The following is a 16,375-nucleotide window of genomic DNA, read 5'->3' as shown; positions in this document are numbered from 1 at the left end:
ATGGAAAAAAGAAAAGGCCGATTTACATAATCGACCTTGTATTTTTATTATTCAAAAAAATTAGTTTGTTACTTTAGCAAACCTATTGGATATAACATTTGAAGTATCATAACCGTTAAATCGTTTAATATATGATCTTAAGGAAGTTCCAAAACCGTCTCTAAAACCATTTTTTCCATTACTTCTAAGGTATGCTTTTACTGAACTTGCACCTGCTAAATGAGCTGCTGCTAACAATCCCGATTCTGTAATTTTAATTCCGTTAATTATTCTACCTGAATAATTTTTAATTTCTTTTCTTAACTCCCATTTATTTATGCATAATAACGCATAAAAAGCATTTTCTTGTAAGTTTGGGTTATCAAGGAAGTTTTTGAAGTTATAAACACCAATGTGTCGTAATGTGCTTCTTCCGAATTGGTATTTGCCCATATAACCATAAGGATTAACCAAAGTGTAAATGCCTGCAGATTCTTTAACTCCTAGGGCTTGTGTGAAACCGATATAAGTATTTCCTGTATAAGGTATAGAAAAATTGAACTTTACCGATTCGTCTTTTGAAGGTACTCGATATTCGAAAACTTCCGAATCATCGATATGAAATCCAGTTACAGATTCCTCTTTAAATGCTTTAAAACCAGAACTTATAATGGCAATAAATGCAATGGTAACTCCAAAATAAAAAATGTCTTTTCTCATGTAAATTTATTTCTCAAAAGGGTAAAAAAATTCATTTTTTACATTGTGTTTGATTGACATAAATCATACCACTCCAGTTGAATTAACTTGGCAAAGATACAACATTTTTTATTATTTTTCTGAATATCAAGTAATTAACATTTTATTAAGATGTAATAAACTGTCAAATTGTGTTTTAACCTTATTGATTAATAAGGATTTAGGAGAAACAAAAAAATTAGAATAGAAAACAATAAAAATGAAAAATTAAGATGTATTTAGTTGATTTTGAAGAAATAAAAAGAATAAAAAATGGCAAAAAACCGCAAAAATATACTATTTGAAAAATGTATTTATAATGTGATTTGTATAGATAATAGCACCCTCATTATTTAGATGTCCACAAGATGCAAAATAACGATCATCTGTAACCGTATTTTCAAAATTATTTATTTCTGGATATTGTTTTTTTACGTTGTCAAAATAATCTAATCCTTTTGTGTTTTTACACATAGGTGTCATCACTACAATTAAATTGATATTATTTTGATTACAGATTTTCTTAATTTCTTCGTAATATTTATTTCGGATTACTTTTAATGTTGAAATATCATTTTTCATACTTCCTTTTTTATCTGAGATTAAAGGGTAATATCCTTTATTATAAAGTGTATTTGTTGGTTTTTTTGAAAGTACTTCGTATACTTCTCTAAAACCAATTTTTGCATCAAATTTAATATATCTGTAAAATGGTACATAATATAGTTGTTTAAAATCTGATTCGTGTTTATAATGTTCTTTAATAATAGAATTCGTATGAATATAAGGCATAAAACGCGCTGTTGTTCCTTCGTCTCTTTTTTCATTACAAATACTTAAATCCGCTTCCAGAATTAGATTCTTAATTTGAAATTTATTTGTCATCATTAGTTTTAACAACAAAGACGTTTCAAATAAATGCGAGCCACTTATTCCGTAATTAAATGATTTTAGCCCTTTTTTCTCGAACAAATCGGTTACAAAATGATTGTTGGCTCGAGAAGTTCCCATAATGACTAAATCATATTTTTTTTCGAATGAATGCAGTACGTTTTCTACTTTATTTCTTTCAGAAGATTGAGAAATTATTGTAGTAAAAATAACATCTAATAACAATGAAGCTATAAAAAGTATAAAAACAAAAAGAACTGAGAGTTTAAAAAAACGTTTCATATTATAATTTAAGCTTTTCAATTAAAATAGAAGTAAAAATTAAAGCTCCCGTATGGTTTAAATGATAATTATCTTGATAATAATTATCGTTTTGCAAATTTGTTGAAAAATTATAGGATTTTGGAAATTTTGAAACCAATTGATTTAACTTGTTTGATTCAATTTTTGAGTTAATTCTATAAGGAGACGTAAAAAAAACACAATTAATTTTATTGTTTTTATTAAAATTAAATATGGAATCTAAATAACAATTTTTATTAAGAGGTTTCTCAAAATCTAATTTAGTTTTTTTGAAACTATTTTTTAAAGGAACATATCCTTTATCTTTTGAAAATTGATGCTTTTCAACACTAAATAAACTTGCTAAAAATTCTCTAAATCCTAATTTACTAGAAAAATAAATATACCTATAAAATGGAATATTTTTACATTGCCAAAATTGTTGTTTATTACTCAGCTTAAAAAAACTAGAAATCTCATTATTTTCATTAATAAACGGTGCCGATTCATAATTAACTATAACAGAAAAATCGTTTGGAGTGTAAAATGAACCATCAAGTTGTATGAAAATTTTTTTAAATTTTATTTTATACGTTTTTATAAGTTTTTGAATAAAATGTAAATCTGATAAATTAGATCCTTGCAAAGCTAAATTTATTGTCCTTTTACCTGTTTTTTCTTCAATTAAATTAGAAACTATGGTATTTTCAACTCTCGAAGATCCTAAAAAAATATAATCAAAACTTTTATTTTTTTGTGATCTCAAATATTGAAATTTTGTTCTTGGAATGCAATTGCTATACGTTTTTGTATAAATATAATCCAAACTATAAATGCTTACAATTAGCAGAATAATTGTTTTGAGAATGTATTTTACAAATTTTTTCATATATTAAAACTGAAAATAAATAAATTCTTTATAATCAGAAAAAACTCCTAATGCCAAAATAGCTAAAATACAAAACAATAATTTTATATTTTCATATTTTCCAGAAATGGGCTCTGTTTTGTATTTGTTAAACCATTCAAATAAAATAAAAGCACCAATTAACCATACTAATTCTGGAGCATAACGATCATTATTTAAAAATTGACTATCAAAATTTAAGTTAGTGAACATATTTTTTATGTACAAAATGGCATCGGAAATAGATTTTGCTCTAAAAAATATCCAAGCAAAAGTGGCCATTGAAAAAGTTATAAGTATTTGTAAAATCGTTTTTACTCCTTCAAAATTCCATTTAAAATGAATGTCTTCTAAGTTATTTCTGTTTTTATTTAGCAATAGTAATGGCAAAAAGTAAATGGCATTCAGAAATCCCCATACGATAAACGTCCAATTGGCACCGTGCCAAAAACCACTAACTAAAAAGATAATAAACGTATTACGAACTTGCATCCATTTTCCGCCTTTGCTCCCGCCTAAAGGAATGTATAAATAATCCCTAAACCAAGAAGATAATGAAATGTGCCAACGTCTCCAAAACTCGGCGATATCTCTTGAAAAATAGGGAAAATTAAAGTTTTTCAATAAATCAATTCCAAATAACTTTGAAGTTCCTAATGCAATATCCGAATATCCTGAAAAATCGCCATAAATTTGAAAAGCAAAATAAATCGCACCTAATACTAAGGACAACGAATTCATTTGTTCTTGATGGTTAAATACTTCATTAGCATATAAGGCACAAGAATCTGCAATGACTACTTTTTTTACTAATCCCCAAATAATTTGATGGACGCCTTCTTTGGCTTTTTCGAAATTAAATTCTCGTTTTACCTTTACTTGCGGCAATAAGTGTGTGGCTCTTTCAATAGGTCCTGCAACTAATAAAGGGAAATAACTTACAAAAAGCGAATAGTCGATGAAATTTGTTTCAGCTTTTATGCGTTTGTAATAAATATCTATTACATAAGATAATCCGTGAAAGGTATAAAACGAAATTCCGACAGGTAAAATTACTTTAATCAACAACGGATTTACTTGAAATCCGAAGCCATTTAGTAATTCGGTGAATGAAGTGGCAAAAAAATTGTAATATTTAAAAACACCTAAAAACCCTAAGTTAATTATAACACTTAACCAAAACCAGAATTTTCTTTCCTTAACTGATTTGCTTTTTTCTATTTGAATACCTGAAAAATAATCTAAAAGCGTAGAAAAGACAAGCAAAAAAAGAAAACGCCAATCCCAACAAGCGTAAAAATAATAACTTGCAATAATTAATAAACTATTTTGCCAAGATTTATTTTTATTAAAAACAAACCAATATAAAATAAAAATTATAGGTAAAAATACAGCAAAATGAAGAGAATTAAAAAACATAATTTACGATCCAATAGCTTGATAAATAAATCCTATTTTTTCCAATTCTGCTTTGTTTAATACATTTCTTCCATCAAAAACAAAAGCAGGTTTTAGCATATTGTCATATATTTTTTGCCAATCGTAGGTTTTAAACTCATCCCATTCTGTCAAAATAGCGATTGCGTGTGCATTATTACAAGCATCATAGCCACTGTTTTCAACTGAAATGTATTTTTTATTTTCTTCCGCTGAACGAGATTCTAAATAATTTAAATCCGAAAGAATTTGATTTTCTTCAACTTTTGGATCAAAAACAGCAATGTTTGCACGTTCACTAATTAAATCATTTGCTACATAAATAGCAGCAGATTCACGAGTGTCGTTTGTATCTTTTTTGAAAGCCCAACCTAAAAAAGAGATTTTTTTACCCGAAACGGTATTGTATAACGTATTAATAATATTTTTTGAAAAACGACGCTTTTGATGGTCATTCATAATGATTACTTGTTCCCAATAATCGGCAACTTCATTTAATCCATATGATTTAGCAATATATACTAAGTTTAAAATGTCTTTCTGAAAACAAGAACCGCCAAAACCTACTGATGATTTTAAAAATTTTGAACCTATTCTACTATCTAAACCAATGGCTTTTGCTACTTCATTTACATCGGCACCTGTTTTTTCACACAATTCACTCATTGCATTAATAGAAGAAACGCGTTGCGCTAAAAAAGCATTTGCGGTTAGTTTTGATAATTCCGAAGACCACACATTTGTGGTTAAAATAAGATCTTTATTTACCCAATTTGCATATACATCAACTAATTTACGAATGGCATCTTGGCCTTCAATTGTAGTGTCCCCACCAATTAACACTCTATCTGGAGCATACAAGTCTTCAATTGCTGTACCTTCAGCTAAAAATTCAGGATTTGATAAAATTTGAAAATTTACACCGTTTCCAGTATTATCTAAAATATCTTTTATTGCCTGAGCCGTTCGTACCGGTAAGGTTGATTTTTCAACAACTATTTTATCTGTTTTAGCTACGCGAGCAATTTGTCTGGCACATAACTCGATATATTTTAAATCTGCCGCCATACCTTTTCCTACACCATACGTTTTTGTTGGTGTATTTACTGATATGAAAATTAAATCCGCTTCATCAATGGCTTGATCTACTTCAGTGGAAAAGAATAAATTTCTTCCTCTTGCTTCTTTAACTACAGCATCTAATCCTGGCTCATAAATGGGTAATAAACTCACATCTTCATTATTCCAAGCGTTAATTCTGTCTTGATTTAAATCAACTACAGTTACCTTAATATGTGGACATTTTTGAGCAATAACCGCCATAGTTGGACCTCCAACATAACCCGCACCAATACAACAAATATTTTTAATCATCTTATTTATGTTCTTTATCTTATTTTTTAAATTTTATTTAATGTATTAAAATCTACATTGATTTCATAGAAGTTTCAAAAGGAATTCTTTGTAATAAACTTCTTCCTAATGTAACTTCATCTGCGTATTCTAATTCGTCACCTACAGAAATACCTCGAGCAATTGTAGACACATTTACAGAAAATGGTTTAATTTGCTTAAAGATATAAAAATTTGTAGTATCACCTTCCATAGTGGAGCTCAACGCAAAAATTATTTCCGTAACTTTTTGATGCTTTACTTTTTCTACTAAGGAATTAATGTTTAATTGGCTTGGAGAAATACCTTCAATAGGAGATATTTTACCACCTAAAACGTGATAAATTCCTTTATACATTCTTGTATTTTCAATAGCCATAACATCTCTAACATCTTCTACAACACAAATTATTGAATGGTCTCTTGAAGGATTATTGCAAATTTCACATACTGCAAAATCAGAAATATTGTGACAATTTTGACAATAAATAATTTCATTTCGCATTTTAGTTAATGCATCAGTTAATAAAAGTGTTCGTTCTGCTGGTTGTTTTAGCAAGTGCAACACCAAACGCATCGCCGTTCTTTTACCTATACCTGGCAACATAGCGACTTCATTAACGGCATTTTCTAATAATTTTGATGAGAATTCCATTCTGCAAATATATTAAAAAGAAAAAACCTATTTACATAAATATAAATAGGTTTTTTACGATTTTATTTTGTGCTAATTTAAAATTTGTGCTGAAATAATAGCTTTTTTTGCTTCTTTTTCAAATATAGACTTATGTTTGGGCTGAAACATAGACGTTACCACAATACAATGGTCAGCATCCGTTTCTTTTAATATAACTTCTAAGAAAAACTCTTTCGTTTTTTCCACTATAATATTTCCTGAATAGAAAAAATACTTTTGCCCTGCATTTTCAAACTCACCATTTTGTAAATTCTTTACGCCATCTGCGGCATCTTTTTTCATTTCCTCCATCAAATCAGTATATTTTTTTGGAACAATCATACCAACCAAGGCGGCCTTAGGGTCTTCAGAAAAATAGGCGTTTCCTTCACTTTTTGCATATAAAGATTTATTAAAATCCATAAAAATTACAACCGCAGGAGCCAGTTTATCTTTGCTTTCTACTTTTTGAGCGAATGCAGTACTGGAAACCATAAAAAAAGTTAAAAAGCTTACGAACTTTCTTGTAAATAAATTTTTCATCTTAATTAATTTTTTCAAATTTAAACAAATATGCTACGAATATACATTATTCTGTTATTTTTGTAAAAAAAACTTATGCAACCAATTACAATTTTACTATTTTTTGTTTCTTATTTTATCGTTTTGTTTGGAATTTCCTATTTTATGAACAAAAAATCCGGCAGTAGTAACGATACTTTTTTTAAAGCAAACAGTAAATCGCCTTGGTATTTAGTAGCTTTTGGTATGATTGGAACAGCGCTTTCAGGTGTTACTTTTATTTCAGTTCCTGGTGCTGTAGAAGCCAATCAGTTTGCTTATTTTCAATTTATTTTAGGAAATGCAATTGGTTTTATTATTGTAGCTACCGTATTATTACCATTATATTACAAACTTAATTTAACTTCAATTTATACGTATATTGAACAACGATTGGGTTATTTTAGTTACAAAACAGCCTCTTTTATATTCTTATTAAGTAGAACAATTGGTTCGGCTTTTAGATTGTATTTAGTGGTTTTAGTATTACAGAATTTCGTTTTTAATACATTCGGCATCCCTTTTTGGGCAACCGTTTTGATAAGTCTGGGACTTATTTTCGCATACACTTACAAAGGCGGATTAAAAACAATTATTATTACAGATACATTACAAACTGTATTTTTAGTAAGTTCTGTTTTTTTTACTATTTATTTTGTTTGTGATAGTTTAGATTTTGGATTTAGTGAAGCCATTGCAAAAATTAATGATTCGAAATATTCTAAAATTTTCTTTTTTGAAGATTTTATAGGTTCAGGGCAACATTTTATAAAACAAATTTTAGGTGGAATTTTCGTAACCATTTCTATGGTGGGATTAGATCAGGATTTAATGCAGAAAAACTTAAGTTGTAAGAATATCAAAGAAGCGCAAAAAAATATGTTTACGTTTACAGGAATCTTTGTAATCATTAATTTATTTTTCTTGAGCGTGGGTGCATTATTGTATTTATTCGCAACAAAGAACAACATCCCAGTACCGGTGTTAGATGGTGCAGTAAGAACCGATTTGTTATTTCCTGAAATAGCATTCAATCATTTTGCTTTAGTACCAGCAGTTGTGTTTTTATTAGGATTAACCGCTGCCACTTTTGCGACAACAGATTCCGCTTTAACTGCATTAACTACTTCATTTTGTATTGATTTTTTAGGAATGGAGAAAAAAGAAGAAACAAAAAACACAGTAAAAACAAGACATCTTGTGCATATTGGATTTTCCTTGGCAATATTTTTGGTGATATTAATTTTTAATTCGTTAACCAATCAATCCGTTGTGAAGTTAATATTTAAAGTTGCGTCGTACACATACGGACCGCTTTTAGGTTTATTTGCTTTTGGAATTTTAGTCAAAAACCGTTCTGTAAAAGACAAATTGGTGCCTTTTATTTGTTTGTTATCACCAGCAATAACTTTTTTAATTAGTATGAATTCTGGAATTGATGCGGAAGCACCAAAATTAATCCCGTATGCATTTGCAGAAGAATTAATTATTGTTAACGGATTAATTACTTTTATTGGATTATACTTAATAAGTAAAAAAAGTGTTTGAGTTGTTCTTTAAGATTTTCATTTACAACTTTTGACTTTCGACTTTTGACTTTCGACTAATATTGATTTGTAGCCAATAAAACCAACGTACAAGCCACTTCAATTTCAATATTATTTTGTTTTAAGATTTCATAAAATTCTGGATTTTCAGTACCTGGATTAAATAATACACGTCTTGGTTTTAATGAAATAATATAGTCGTAATAGTCTTCTTGATTCTTTGGATTTAGATATAAAGTAACGGTATCAATTCCCGTAAATGGAAATTTAGTTGTCTCAATTTTAACATCTAAAGCCATACCTTCTTTGGTTCCGATTGCTACAACTTGATGCGTTTTATTAATTAAACTTTGTATCGCTTTATAAGCATATCTTTCTTTATTTGTGGTGGCACCTAAAACTAATGTTTTCATTTTATTGAGATTTTATTCATACTAAATTACAAAATGTTTTTTAATTTACATTTAAATAATTGTATTATAAATTCTATCTTTGAATAACACGATATATTTGCAAAAAAACTATGGACATTTTTATTTATTTATTTGCCGCCTTATTTTCGGTTTTAAACCCAATTGGAACCGTGCCTATTTTTGTTGGATTAACACAAGGCTATTCCGCTTCGGAACGATCTAAAACGTCATTAATTACATCAATTAATGTATTTGTGATTTTACTTATTTCGTTTTTTGTGGGTCAATATGTATTGTCATTTTTCGGAATTACCATTACGGCATTACGAATTGCAGGTGGAATTATTATAGCCAGTTCGGGATTTTCATTATTAAATGGAAACTTTAGCAAGAACAAAGGAATAAATAAAAAGGTTCAGAAAGAAGTAGAAACACGTCAACATATTGCTTTAACACCTTTAGCTATGCCTATGCTTGCGGGCCCTGGATCGATTTCTTTATTAATTGCCTATTATCAAGAGTTGACAGAAACAGATGCTTCCATATCCACTTCAGAAATATTATTTTCTTGTTTTGCCATTTTGGCTGTAGCCATTTTAATTTATTTAATATTACGAAGTGCCCATTATTTAGCAAAAATATTAGGATCATCTGGAATTGTAGCCATATCCAGAATTATTGGTTTTTTAACCATTGCTATCGGAATTCAATATATAATAAGTGCCGTTTTAAGTATTATTAGAGGAATTTAAATTTAGAATACTCCTAAAACAAAAATTCCAAATTCCAACTGAATAGTGTTGGAATTTGGAATTTAAGCATTTATATAATTTTCATTTATTCGATTTTCGGCAAGAAAACCTCAGCCATCATACAGCGAGCGCTACCACCGCCACACGCTTCAATTACATCTAAACTTGCGTGCAAAATCTCACAATGTTTTTCGATTTTATCAATTTGTGCTTTTGTTAAACTTTGATAAGCGGAATTGCTCATTACTAAATAACGTTTATCAGCTGCACCTCGAACTTGTAACATATTTCCTGCAAAATTATTTACTTGCTCTTCTGTGATTAAAATAATTTCTTTACCGTCCGCTTTAAGGTTTTCTAAAACCATTTTACGTTCTTTTTTATCATCTATACAATCGGCACAAATAACGGCAAATGTTTCTGCAATACACATCATTACATTGGTATGATAAATCGCTTTTCTTTCTCCATTTACAGTTTGGAAGGCTTCAAAAATAATGGGTGACATATCAAAATCTTCACAAAATTCGATAAATAATTCTTCGTCAGCTCTTGGCGAAAGTGCGCAATATGCTTTATTAAATTCTCTGTCTAAAATTAAACTTCCGGTTCCTTCTAAATATACATTATCCTCTTCTGCAGAAGAATAATCCATAATTTCAGTTATTTCAAAACCTTTGTCTTCCAAAACATCCAAAATATCTTCTCTTCGTTCTAATCTTCTGTTTTCGGCAAACATTGGATATAAAACAACATCACCTGTTTCGTGAAAAGAAATCCAGTTATTTGGAAAAATACTATCTGGTGTGTCAGGTTCTTTTTTGTCTTGAATTACAATTACTTGCACGCCAACACTTTTTAATTTTTCAACATACGCATCAAATTCCTGAACTGCTTTAAAATTTACCGTTTCTGGAGTTAAATCATCTAAAACTTTTTGATAATAATTGTTTACAGCTGTTTGTTCGTTCATACGAAACGCCACGGGACGAATCATTAATATGGTGTTGGTAGTTTGCTTCATTTTATTTTGTTTAAAGTTTCAGGTTTCAGGTTTTATTACGTGAAACTTGAAACAAATTAATTTAATCTCTAATTAATGGTAAAGTAGAACATCTTAGTAGTCCTTCTTGTTTTGAAATTTCGGCATAAGGAATTTCTTCTACTGTAAAACCGTTATTGCGTAACCAAGTATTTAATCTTGTGAAATTTTTCTCAGATACAATTACATCTGGAGCTATTGAAAAAATATTTGAGTTCATATGATACATTTCTTCTCTTTCGATATGAAACAAATTATCTTTACCAAATAAATTTACAAGAAACATATAGTCTGCTTCTTCACGAAAACCGCTTTTGTAAATTATTCCTTTATTTGTTCCGATTGGTTGAAAACAACAATCTAAATGTAACGCATTATCTCTTGGTTCAATTTTTGATTTAACTAAATCGAAAGCCTTTACTATTTTATTTGGAAACAAATTTTGAATGAATGCTACCCCTTCCATATTTGTTCTTGCTGTAATGTAATTTTTATAATCAGAACCTTTATAAGTACCAATAAAAATGTAGTCATTCCAAGGCATTACATCGCCACCTTCGATATGAACATTTTCGGGTGGACGAACCACTTTTTTTGGATTAATTTTATCAATTATGTATTGAATGGCATCTAATTCTCGTTCTCTATCTGGTAAAATATTCGCTTTAATAAAAATGTCATCAATAACAAAACCAATATCTCTTGAAAAAATTTGATTATAATTTTCAATAATTTCTGGTCGATAAACTTCTACATCATATTTTTGAAAAACAGTATTAAAAGCTTCCATTTCAGCAACCATATCTGCTTCTACTGGATAAGTCCCTGCTTTTATGTGCTCTAATGATTTTGGATCATAAGCTTCTTCAACTGTAGGTGTTGGTCCATTACTAATAGCGGTTCCAAGTACTACTGCTCGTAATCGTGAGGTTTCGTTTTTTACATTTAATGATAACATAAAACTGTTTTTTACAAATATAGAAAATTGATAACGATTGAGAAAGAGAGAACTTTGGTTTTATTTTAAAAATTTGAGCGCGAATTAAAAAGAAATTTACAATTTGTTAAAATAATTTTTTGTGTATTGATTTCCAATTACTTATCTTTGAACAAACTTAAAACTAAATTATTATGGGATTATTAAATTTTTTTAGCTCATTATTTGGAAAAGCTAAACAAACTGAAGAAAATACGAATGTAAAAAAGTCAGAAATTGCTGAACCAAAATTGGAAAAAGCCTCTGAAATAATTGAAGAAAAGCCAATAGTTAAAAAAGTTCCTGTTAAAAAAGCTGCCGTTAAAAAAGCACCTGCAAAAAAAGTAGCAGCGAAAGATAAAGTTGAAAAAACAACAGAGAAAACAACAAAAAAAGCAGCTCCAAAGAAAGCTCCAGCTAAAAAAGCTCCAGCAAAAAAGACAACATCAAAAGAAGCTACTCCTAAAAAAACAACTACAAAAAAAGAGTAACCTTTTATATAAATTCAAAAAAGCTTCAGAAAATTCTGAAGCTTTTTTTTATAAATTTAATAGTATAATTAATTTGAAATGACCTCAACTTCTGCATTAGGTTGAAATAAGAATAATCTTCCTGAACTTATTTCTAAACATTCATATCGTTTCACGCGTAATGCAATTTTTTTAAAAACTTTTCCATTTTTAATACGAAAGGTACTACCAAACGGAATTTCAAACATATAATTGTGCTCTGTATTTCTTTCGTCAAACTGTTTTAACGCTAAAGACAAAGTGGCATCCGTATCTGAACTTGCTTTTGGATTTCTGAAATGTCTTGCCATTAAAGGCAATATTTGATGAGGAAAAATTTCTGGACGAATAAACGGAATCATTAAATGCTGAAAAGTTATTTTCCATTCCGTTCCATGAGGTAAAATGTTTGTACCATATTTTTCAAAGGCAACCAAATGCGCAATTTCATGAATCAACGTCATTAAAAATCGATATTTATTTAAATTGGCATTGACCGTGATTTGATGAAAACCGTCTGGATGTCTACGATAATCACCGTGACGCGTATTTCGTTCATTTACTATTTTTAAATGCACGTGATTTTGCTTAATCAATTCGAAAACGGGTGTTACGGCGTGTTCTGGTAAATATTTTTGTAAAACGTTAGACATTTAATTGGTATCGTTATTTTTACTATTTAAAAGTACTTTTGCATTAGTAGCCGTAATTACTTTTTTTCCTGTTTTTGCTTCTAATTCTTTCCTTGCTACATTTGCTACATTTCCACCTTGAGCAGCTACGATTTTGTTTTCTTCAAAAGTTTCAGGATTTACAGACTGTGAAATATCTTTTACTGAAGCTTCTGCTAACATGTTTAAAATTAACTCCGTATTTGTCATGTTGTCTCTAAGATTTTCTTTCTTTAGACCTTTTAATATTTTATATTCTTTTGTAGTTTTATTTGACCAAGATTTAGAAATAATATCTGTTAAAATAGCGAATTGTTGTCCTTCTTTTACCCCTCTATTTTTCCATTCATCTGTTAATTCTTTTCGAATTTCAATACTTTTTAAGCGTTGATTTATCCAATTCTCAGAATATCCCAATTGTAAATATTGCTCCAAAGCCCTATCAATTGAAAGTTCTGGATCTTGCATTTCATCTAATCTTTCTGCTGCGATTTGTGCTAACCACAGTTTAAATGGTTCTGCTTTTGGAGATGGAACAGATTGAATTATTCTAAAAAGTTGTTCTGTATCTGCAACATCTGTTTTATAAAATTTACCGTCTGATGATTGCAGTTTCAGTTGACTACAATTTGTAGTCAACTCACTTCCTTCTCTTTTTAAACGAAGTTTTAAAACACTCCAATACTTTCGAGCATTTGGACTTTCCGTTAAAACTTCAATTACATCAATAATTGAAATAAACCATTTTTCTTGTTCGGAATCCCAAACGGTTCTTACTTTTTTGTCTTCAAATAATTGAATGGCGTTTAATTTAGTCATAGGTGTATAGTTTAATTTGAAATCAAGTTACTACTTTTAAGGTGTTGAAGCACTTACCTGAAGTACTTTCCCATTATAATATTTATTTCCCGTTAAGGCAAAATTAAAAATATAATCCGCCATTTCTTTAGCAGAAAGTGGTGCTTCATATCCTGGAAAAGCTTCCTGTAACATTTCTGTATTCACAGCGCCCAAGGCTAAAACATTAAATGAAATGCCGCTTTCTTTGTATTCCTCAGCTAATAATTCCGATAATGTAATTACTGCCCCTTTGCTTGAACTGTAAGCAGAAAGTCCAGCAAATTTCATACTCCCCTGTATACCTCCCATTGAACTTATAGTAACCACGTGGCTTCCTTTTTCCATAAATGGAATACAAATCTTAGTTAATTCTGCAACAGCGAAAACATTTACTTTATAGATATTTTGAAATTCTTGTGTAGAAATTTCAGTAAAATTTTTATGCAATAAACTCCCTGCATTATGAATTAGTAAATCCACTTTTTTCCAAGTTTTCAAAACAAAATTTTGTACTTGTTGTAACTGATTTTCATCTGAAATATCAATTGACAAACACGTAATATTTTCGTGTTCCATTAAAACTTGAGGTGTTTTACGAGAAATAGCTAAAACTTGATGACCTGCATTAGCAAACTGTAAAGCCATTTCATAGCCAATTCCACGAGAAGTTCCTGTAATTATTATATTTTTCAAAATAGTATTTGTTTTATGTAAATATAAAAAAAAATCCTGAAAAATAATTTTTCAGGATTTCATTATTGTAAAAATATTTTTTTTATGCTAACATCGTAACTGGATTTTCCATAAACGCTTTAAATGTTTGTAAAAACTTAGCGCCTGTAGCTCCATCAACCGTTCTGTGGTCGCAAGCTAAAGTTACTGTCATGGTATTACCCACTACAATTTGACCATTTTTAACTACTGGTTTTTCAATAATAGCTCCAACGGATAAAATAGCTGAGTTGGGTTGATTAATAATAGAAGTAAACGATTGAATTCCAAACATTCCTAAGTTAGAAATGGTAAAGGTACTTCCCTCCATTTCAGTAGGTTGAATTTTCTTTGATTTTGCTTTTCCTGCTAAATCTTTTACATTCACACCAATTTGAGTTAAACTCATTTGATCAGTAAATTTCAACACCGGAACCATTAAACCATCTTCAACAGCAACAGCTACACCAATATTTACGTGATGATTAATAACCATTGCGTCTTCTCTCCATTGAGAATTTACTTGTGGATGTTTTTTCAATGCCATAGCAGATGCCTTTATAACCATATCATTAAATGATACTTTAGTTTCTGGCAAGCTATTAATCATATTTCTTGAAGCAATCGCATTATCCATATCTAACTCAATTGTTAAATAATAATGTGGTGCTGTAAATTTAGATTCTGATAAACGTCTCGCGATAGTTTTACGCATTTGCGAGTTTTTAATTTCTTCTTGAAACATTTCTCCTGCTGGAACGAAAGGTTTCACAGTCGAAACTGCATTAGTAGCATCTGTAGCAGCTTGAACCGGAGTACTAACAGCAGATGGAGTAAAGTTTTCTACATCTGATTTAGTAATTCTTCCGTTTTCACCAGTACCTTTAACTTGCGATAAATTTACACCTTTGTCTGAAGCGATTTTTTTAGCTAAAGGCGATGCAAATATTCTATCATTAGTATTAGGTGATGGGTGTTGGGTGTTGGGTGTTGGGTTAGAATCTTGCTTGACATCTTCCTCTTTTGGAGTTTCAGCTGTTCCACCAACTGTAAAACTTGCAGCTATGCCTGTAACATCTGTGCCAGCTGGTCCTAATATTGCTAAAATTGTATCAACAGGAGCAGTACCGCCTTCTTCTACTCCAATATATAATAAAGTACCTGAATTAAAAGATTCAAATTCCATAGTAGCTTTATCCGTTTCAATTTCAGCTAAGATATCACCTTCTTTAATGGTATCGCCTACTTTTTTCAACCAAGTGGCAACAGTACCTGTCGTCATAGTATCAGATAAACGAGGCATCGTTACTACTTTTACACCAGCAGGAATTTCAGATGGCGTTGAAGCTGTTTTAATTTCTGTTTTAACTTCTTCAGCTACTGGAGTTGTAACGTTACCGTTTAATAATCCAGAAATATCTTCACCTTGTTTTCCAACAATTGCTAATAATGAATCAACCGGAGCAGATTCACCTTGTTGTATACCTATATGTAATAAAACACCATCATAGAATGATTCAAATTCCATTGTGGCCTTATCGGTTTCAATTTCGGCTAAAATTTCACCTGTTTTTATTGTGTCTCCCACTTTTTTCAACCAAGTGGCTACCACGCCTTCTGTCATGGTATCACTTAAACGGGGCATTGTAATTACTGTTGCCATAATTTATAGTCTGTGAGGAATAAATGGATAATTTTCTTGTTCGTAAACCACATCATATAGTTGCTGTGCTTCAGGGAATGGAGATTCTTCTGCGAATTTTTCACATTCAGCAACTAAATCATTTACTCTTTGATCTATTGTTTCAATTTCTGCCTCAGTAGCATACTTTTTTTCTTTAATAATATCTAAAACCTGAGTAATTGGATCAATTTTTCTGTATTCTTCTACTTCGTCTTTAGTTCTATAATGTTGTGCATCAGACATAGAATGTCCTCTATATCTGTATGTTTTCATCTCTAAGAAAGTTGGCCCTTCACCTCTTCTTGCGCGTTCCATTGCTTCATGCATAGCTTCGGCTACTTTAACAGGATTCATTGCATCTACAGGT

At 29.9% G+C, this 16,375-nt stretch carries 18 protein-coding genes; 3 read left to right on the top strand and 15 right to left on the bottom strand.

What is annotated here, in order from left to right:
- Positions 1–60: 60 nt before the first annotated feature.
- The 7 genes from ACIQ11_RS03700 to ACIQ11_RS03670 all read right to left on the bottom strand — a co-directional run bounded on the left by ACIQ11_RS03700 (position 61) and on the right by ACIQ11_RS03670 (position 6,845).
- Positions 61–699 (bottom strand): peptidoglycan-binding protein LysM, encoded by a 639-nt coding sequence (locus ACIQ11_RS03700; RefSeq protein WP_396152912.1) that lies wholly within the window; start codon positions 697–699, stop codon positions 61–63.
- Positions 700–1,014: 315 nt separating this feature from the next.
- Entirely contained in the window at positions 1,015–1,890 is an 876-nt protein-coding gene (locus ACIQ11_RS03695) for a hypothetical protein (RefSeq protein WP_396152910.1), read from the bottom strand.
- Between the two features lies 1 nt (position 1,891).
- Positions 1,892–2,656 (bottom strand): hypothetical protein, encoded by a 765-nt coding sequence (locus tag ACIQ11_RS03690; RefSeq protein WP_396152908.1) that lies wholly within the window; start codon positions 2,654–2,656, stop codon positions 1,892–1,894.
- A gap of 126 nt (positions 2,657–2,782) precedes the next feature.
- Positions 2,783–4,216 (bottom strand): MBOAT family O-acyltransferase, encoded by a 1,434-nt coding sequence (locus tag ACIQ11_RS03685; protein ID WP_396152906.1) that lies wholly within the window; start codon positions 4,214–4,216, stop codon positions 2,783–2,785.
- Positions 4,217–4,219: 3 nt separating this feature from the next.
- Positions 4,220–5,608, bottom strand: a complete 1,389-nt coding sequence (locus ACIQ11_RS03680) for a UDP-glucose 6-dehydrogenase (protein ID WP_396152904.1) — start codon at positions 5,606–5,608, stop codon at positions 4,220–4,222.
- Between the two features lie 52 nt (positions 5,609–5,660).
- A complete protein-coding gene (gene recR, locus ACIQ11_RS03675; RefSeq protein ID WP_396152901.1) occupies positions 5,661–6,281 on the bottom strand; it encodes a recombination mediator RecR in 621 nt (206 codons plus the stop codon).
- Between the two features lie 72 nt (positions 6,282–6,353).
- Entirely contained in the window at positions 6,354–6,845 is a 492-nt protein-coding gene (locus ACIQ11_RS03670) for a hypothetical protein (protein WP_396152899.1), read from the bottom strand.
- 75 nt (positions 6,846–6,920) lie between these two features.
- On the opposite strand from ACIQ11_RS03670, the gene ACIQ11_RS03665 reads away from it, so the two are divergent.
- A complete protein-coding gene (locus ACIQ11_RS03665) occupies positions 6,921–8,411 on the top strand; it encodes a sodium:solute symporter (RefSeq protein ID WP_396152897.1) in 1,491 nt (496 codons plus the stop codon).
- A gap of 55 nt (positions 8,412–8,466) precedes the next feature.
- On the opposite strand, the gene ACIQ11_RS03660 is transcribed toward ACIQ11_RS03665, so the two are convergent.
- A complete protein-coding gene (locus tag ACIQ11_RS03660) occupies positions 8,467–8,823 on the bottom strand; it encodes a CoA-binding protein (protein ID WP_396152895.1) in 357 nt (118 codons plus the stop codon).
- A 110-nt stretch (positions 8,824–8,933) separates the two neighbouring features.
- Between ACIQ11_RS03660 and ACIQ11_RS03655 the strand changes: the two genes are divergently transcribed.
- Positions 8,934–9,575: a MarC family NAAT transporter gene (locus ACIQ11_RS03655; RefSeq protein WP_396152893.1), complete on the top strand. Its 642-nt coding sequence runs from the start codon at positions 8,934–8,936 to the stop codon at positions 9,573–9,575.
- Between the two features lie 85 nt (positions 9,576–9,660).
- Here the strand turns inward: ACIQ11_RS03655 and ctlX are convergent, their stop codons facing one another.
- Both ctlX and ACIQ11_RS03645 read right to left on the bottom strand, forming a co-directional pair.
- Positions 9,661–10,599 carry a citrulline utilization hydrolase CtlX gene (gene ctlX / locus ACIQ11_RS03650; protein WP_396152891.1) on the bottom strand — a complete coding sequence of 313 codons (939 nt, stop codon included), beginning with the start codon at positions 10,597–10,599 and terminating at the stop codon, positions 9,661–9,663.
- A gap of 61 nt (positions 10,600–10,660) precedes the next feature.
- Entirely contained in the window at positions 10,661–11,575 is a 915-nt protein-coding gene (locus ACIQ11_RS03645; protein ID WP_396152889.1) for a dimethylarginine dimethylaminohydrolase family protein, read from the bottom strand.
- A gap of 173 nt (positions 11,576–11,748) precedes the next feature.
- Here ACIQ11_RS03645 and ACIQ11_RS03640 point away from each other — a divergent pair, with 173 nt between their 5' ends.
- Positions 11,749–12,084: a hypothetical protein gene (locus ACIQ11_RS03640; protein ID WP_396149320.1), complete on the top strand. Its 336-nt coding sequence runs from the start codon at positions 11,749–11,751 to the stop codon at positions 12,082–12,084.
- A gap of 68 nt (positions 12,085–12,152) precedes the next feature.
- On the opposite strand, the gene ACIQ11_RS03635 is transcribed toward ACIQ11_RS03640, so the two are convergent.
- The 5 genes from ACIQ11_RS03635 to ACIQ11_RS03615 form a co-directional block, all read right to left on the bottom strand.
- Entirely contained in the window at positions 12,153–12,755 is a 603-nt protein-coding gene (locus ACIQ11_RS03635; protein ID WP_396152887.1) for a SprT-like domain-containing protein, read from the bottom strand.
- Positions 12,756–13,592, bottom strand: a complete 837-nt coding sequence (locus ACIQ11_RS03630; protein WP_396152885.1) for a Bro-N domain-containing protein — start codon at positions 13,590–13,592, stop codon at positions 12,756–12,758. It lies immediately after the preceding gene.
- A 36-nt stretch (positions 13,593–13,628) separates the two neighbouring features.
- Positions 13,629–14,306, bottom strand: coding sequence for an SDR family NAD(P)-dependent oxidoreductase (locus tag ACIQ11_RS03625; protein ID WP_396152883.1), 678 nt, complete (start codon positions 14,304–14,306; stop codon positions 13,629–13,631).
- A gap of 82 nt (positions 14,307–14,388) precedes the next feature.
- Positions 14,389–15,987, bottom strand: a complete 1,599-nt coding sequence (locus tag ACIQ11_RS03620; RefSeq protein WP_396152881.1) for a 2-oxo acid dehydrogenase subunit E2 — start codon at positions 15,985–15,987, stop codon at positions 14,389–14,391.
- 3 nt (positions 15,988–15,990) lie between these two features.
- Positions 15,991–16,375, bottom strand: a 385-nt coding sequence (locus ACIQ11_RS03615) for a thiamine pyrophosphate-dependent enzyme (protein WP_396152879.1), incomplete at its 5' end; no start/stop codon positions are given.

It is taken from the genome of Flavobacterium sp. (assembly GCF_044361065.1).
Classification (GTDB): domain Bacteria; phylum Bacteroidota; class Bacteroidia; order Flavobacteriales; family Flavobacteriaceae; genus Flavobacterium.
The sequence above is the reverse complement of the archived record's forward strand: the minus strand, read 5'-3'. Positions and strand labels throughout refer to the sequence as shown.

Bases quoted from the DNA above. Each gene is read 5' to 3' on its own strand.
- ACIQ11_RS03700 (WP_396152912.1), bottom strand. From the start codon at position 699: ATGAGAAAAGACATTTTTTATTTTGGAGTTACCATTGCATTTATTGCC.
- ACIQ11_RS03695 (WP_396152910.1), bottom strand. From the start codon at position 1,890: ATGAAACGTTTTTTTAAACTCTCAGTTCTTTTTGTTTTTATACTTTTT.
- ACIQ11_RS03685 (WP_396152906.1), bottom strand. From the start codon at position 4,216: ATGTTTTTTAATTCTCTTCATTTTGCTGTATTTTTACCTATAATTTTT.
- ACIQ11_RS03680 (WP_396152904.1), bottom strand. From the start codon at position 5,608: ATGATTAAAAATATTTGTTGTATTGGTGCGGGTTATGTTGGAGGTCCA.
- recR (WP_396152901.1), bottom strand. From the start codon at position 6,281: ATGGAATTCTCATCAAAATTATTAGAAAATGCCGTTAATGAAGTCGCT.
- ACIQ11_RS03670 (WP_396152899.1), bottom strand. From the start codon at position 6,845: ATGAAAAATTTATTTACAAGAAAGTTCGTAAGCTTTTTAACTTTTTTT.
- ACIQ11_RS03665 (WP_396152897.1), top strand. From the start codon at position 6,921: ATGCAACCAATTACAATTTTACTATTTTTTGTTTCTTATTTTATCGTT.
- ACIQ11_RS03660 (WP_396152895.1), bottom strand. From the start codon at position 8,823: ATGAAAACATTAGTTTTAGGTGCCACCACAAATAAAGAAAGATATGCT.
- ACIQ11_RS03655 (WP_396152893.1), top strand. From the start codon at position 8,934: ATGGACATTTTTATTTATTTATTTGCCGCCTTATTTTCGGTTTTAAAC.
- ctlX (WP_396152891.1), bottom strand. From the start codon at position 10,599: ATGAAGCAAACTACCAACACCATATTAATGATTCGTCCCGTGGCGTTT.
- ACIQ11_RS03645 (WP_396152889.1), bottom strand. From the start codon at position 11,575: ATGTTATCATTAAATGTAAAAAACGAAACCTCACGATTACGAGCAGTA.
- ACIQ11_RS03640 (WP_396149320.1), top strand. From the start codon at position 11,749: ATGGGATTATTAAATTTTTTTAGCTCATTATTTGGAAAAGCTAAACAA.
- ACIQ11_RS03635 (WP_396152887.1), bottom strand. From the start codon at position 12,755: ATGTCTAACGTTTTACAAAAATATTTACCAGAACACGCCGTAACACCC.
- ACIQ11_RS03630 (WP_396152885.1), bottom strand. From the start codon at position 13,592: ATGACTAAATTAAACGCCATTCAATTATTTGAAGACAAAAAAGTAAGA.
- ACIQ11_RS03620 (WP_396152881.1), bottom strand. From the start codon at position 15,987: ATGGCAACAGTAATTACAATGCCCCGTTTAAGTGATACCATGACAGAA.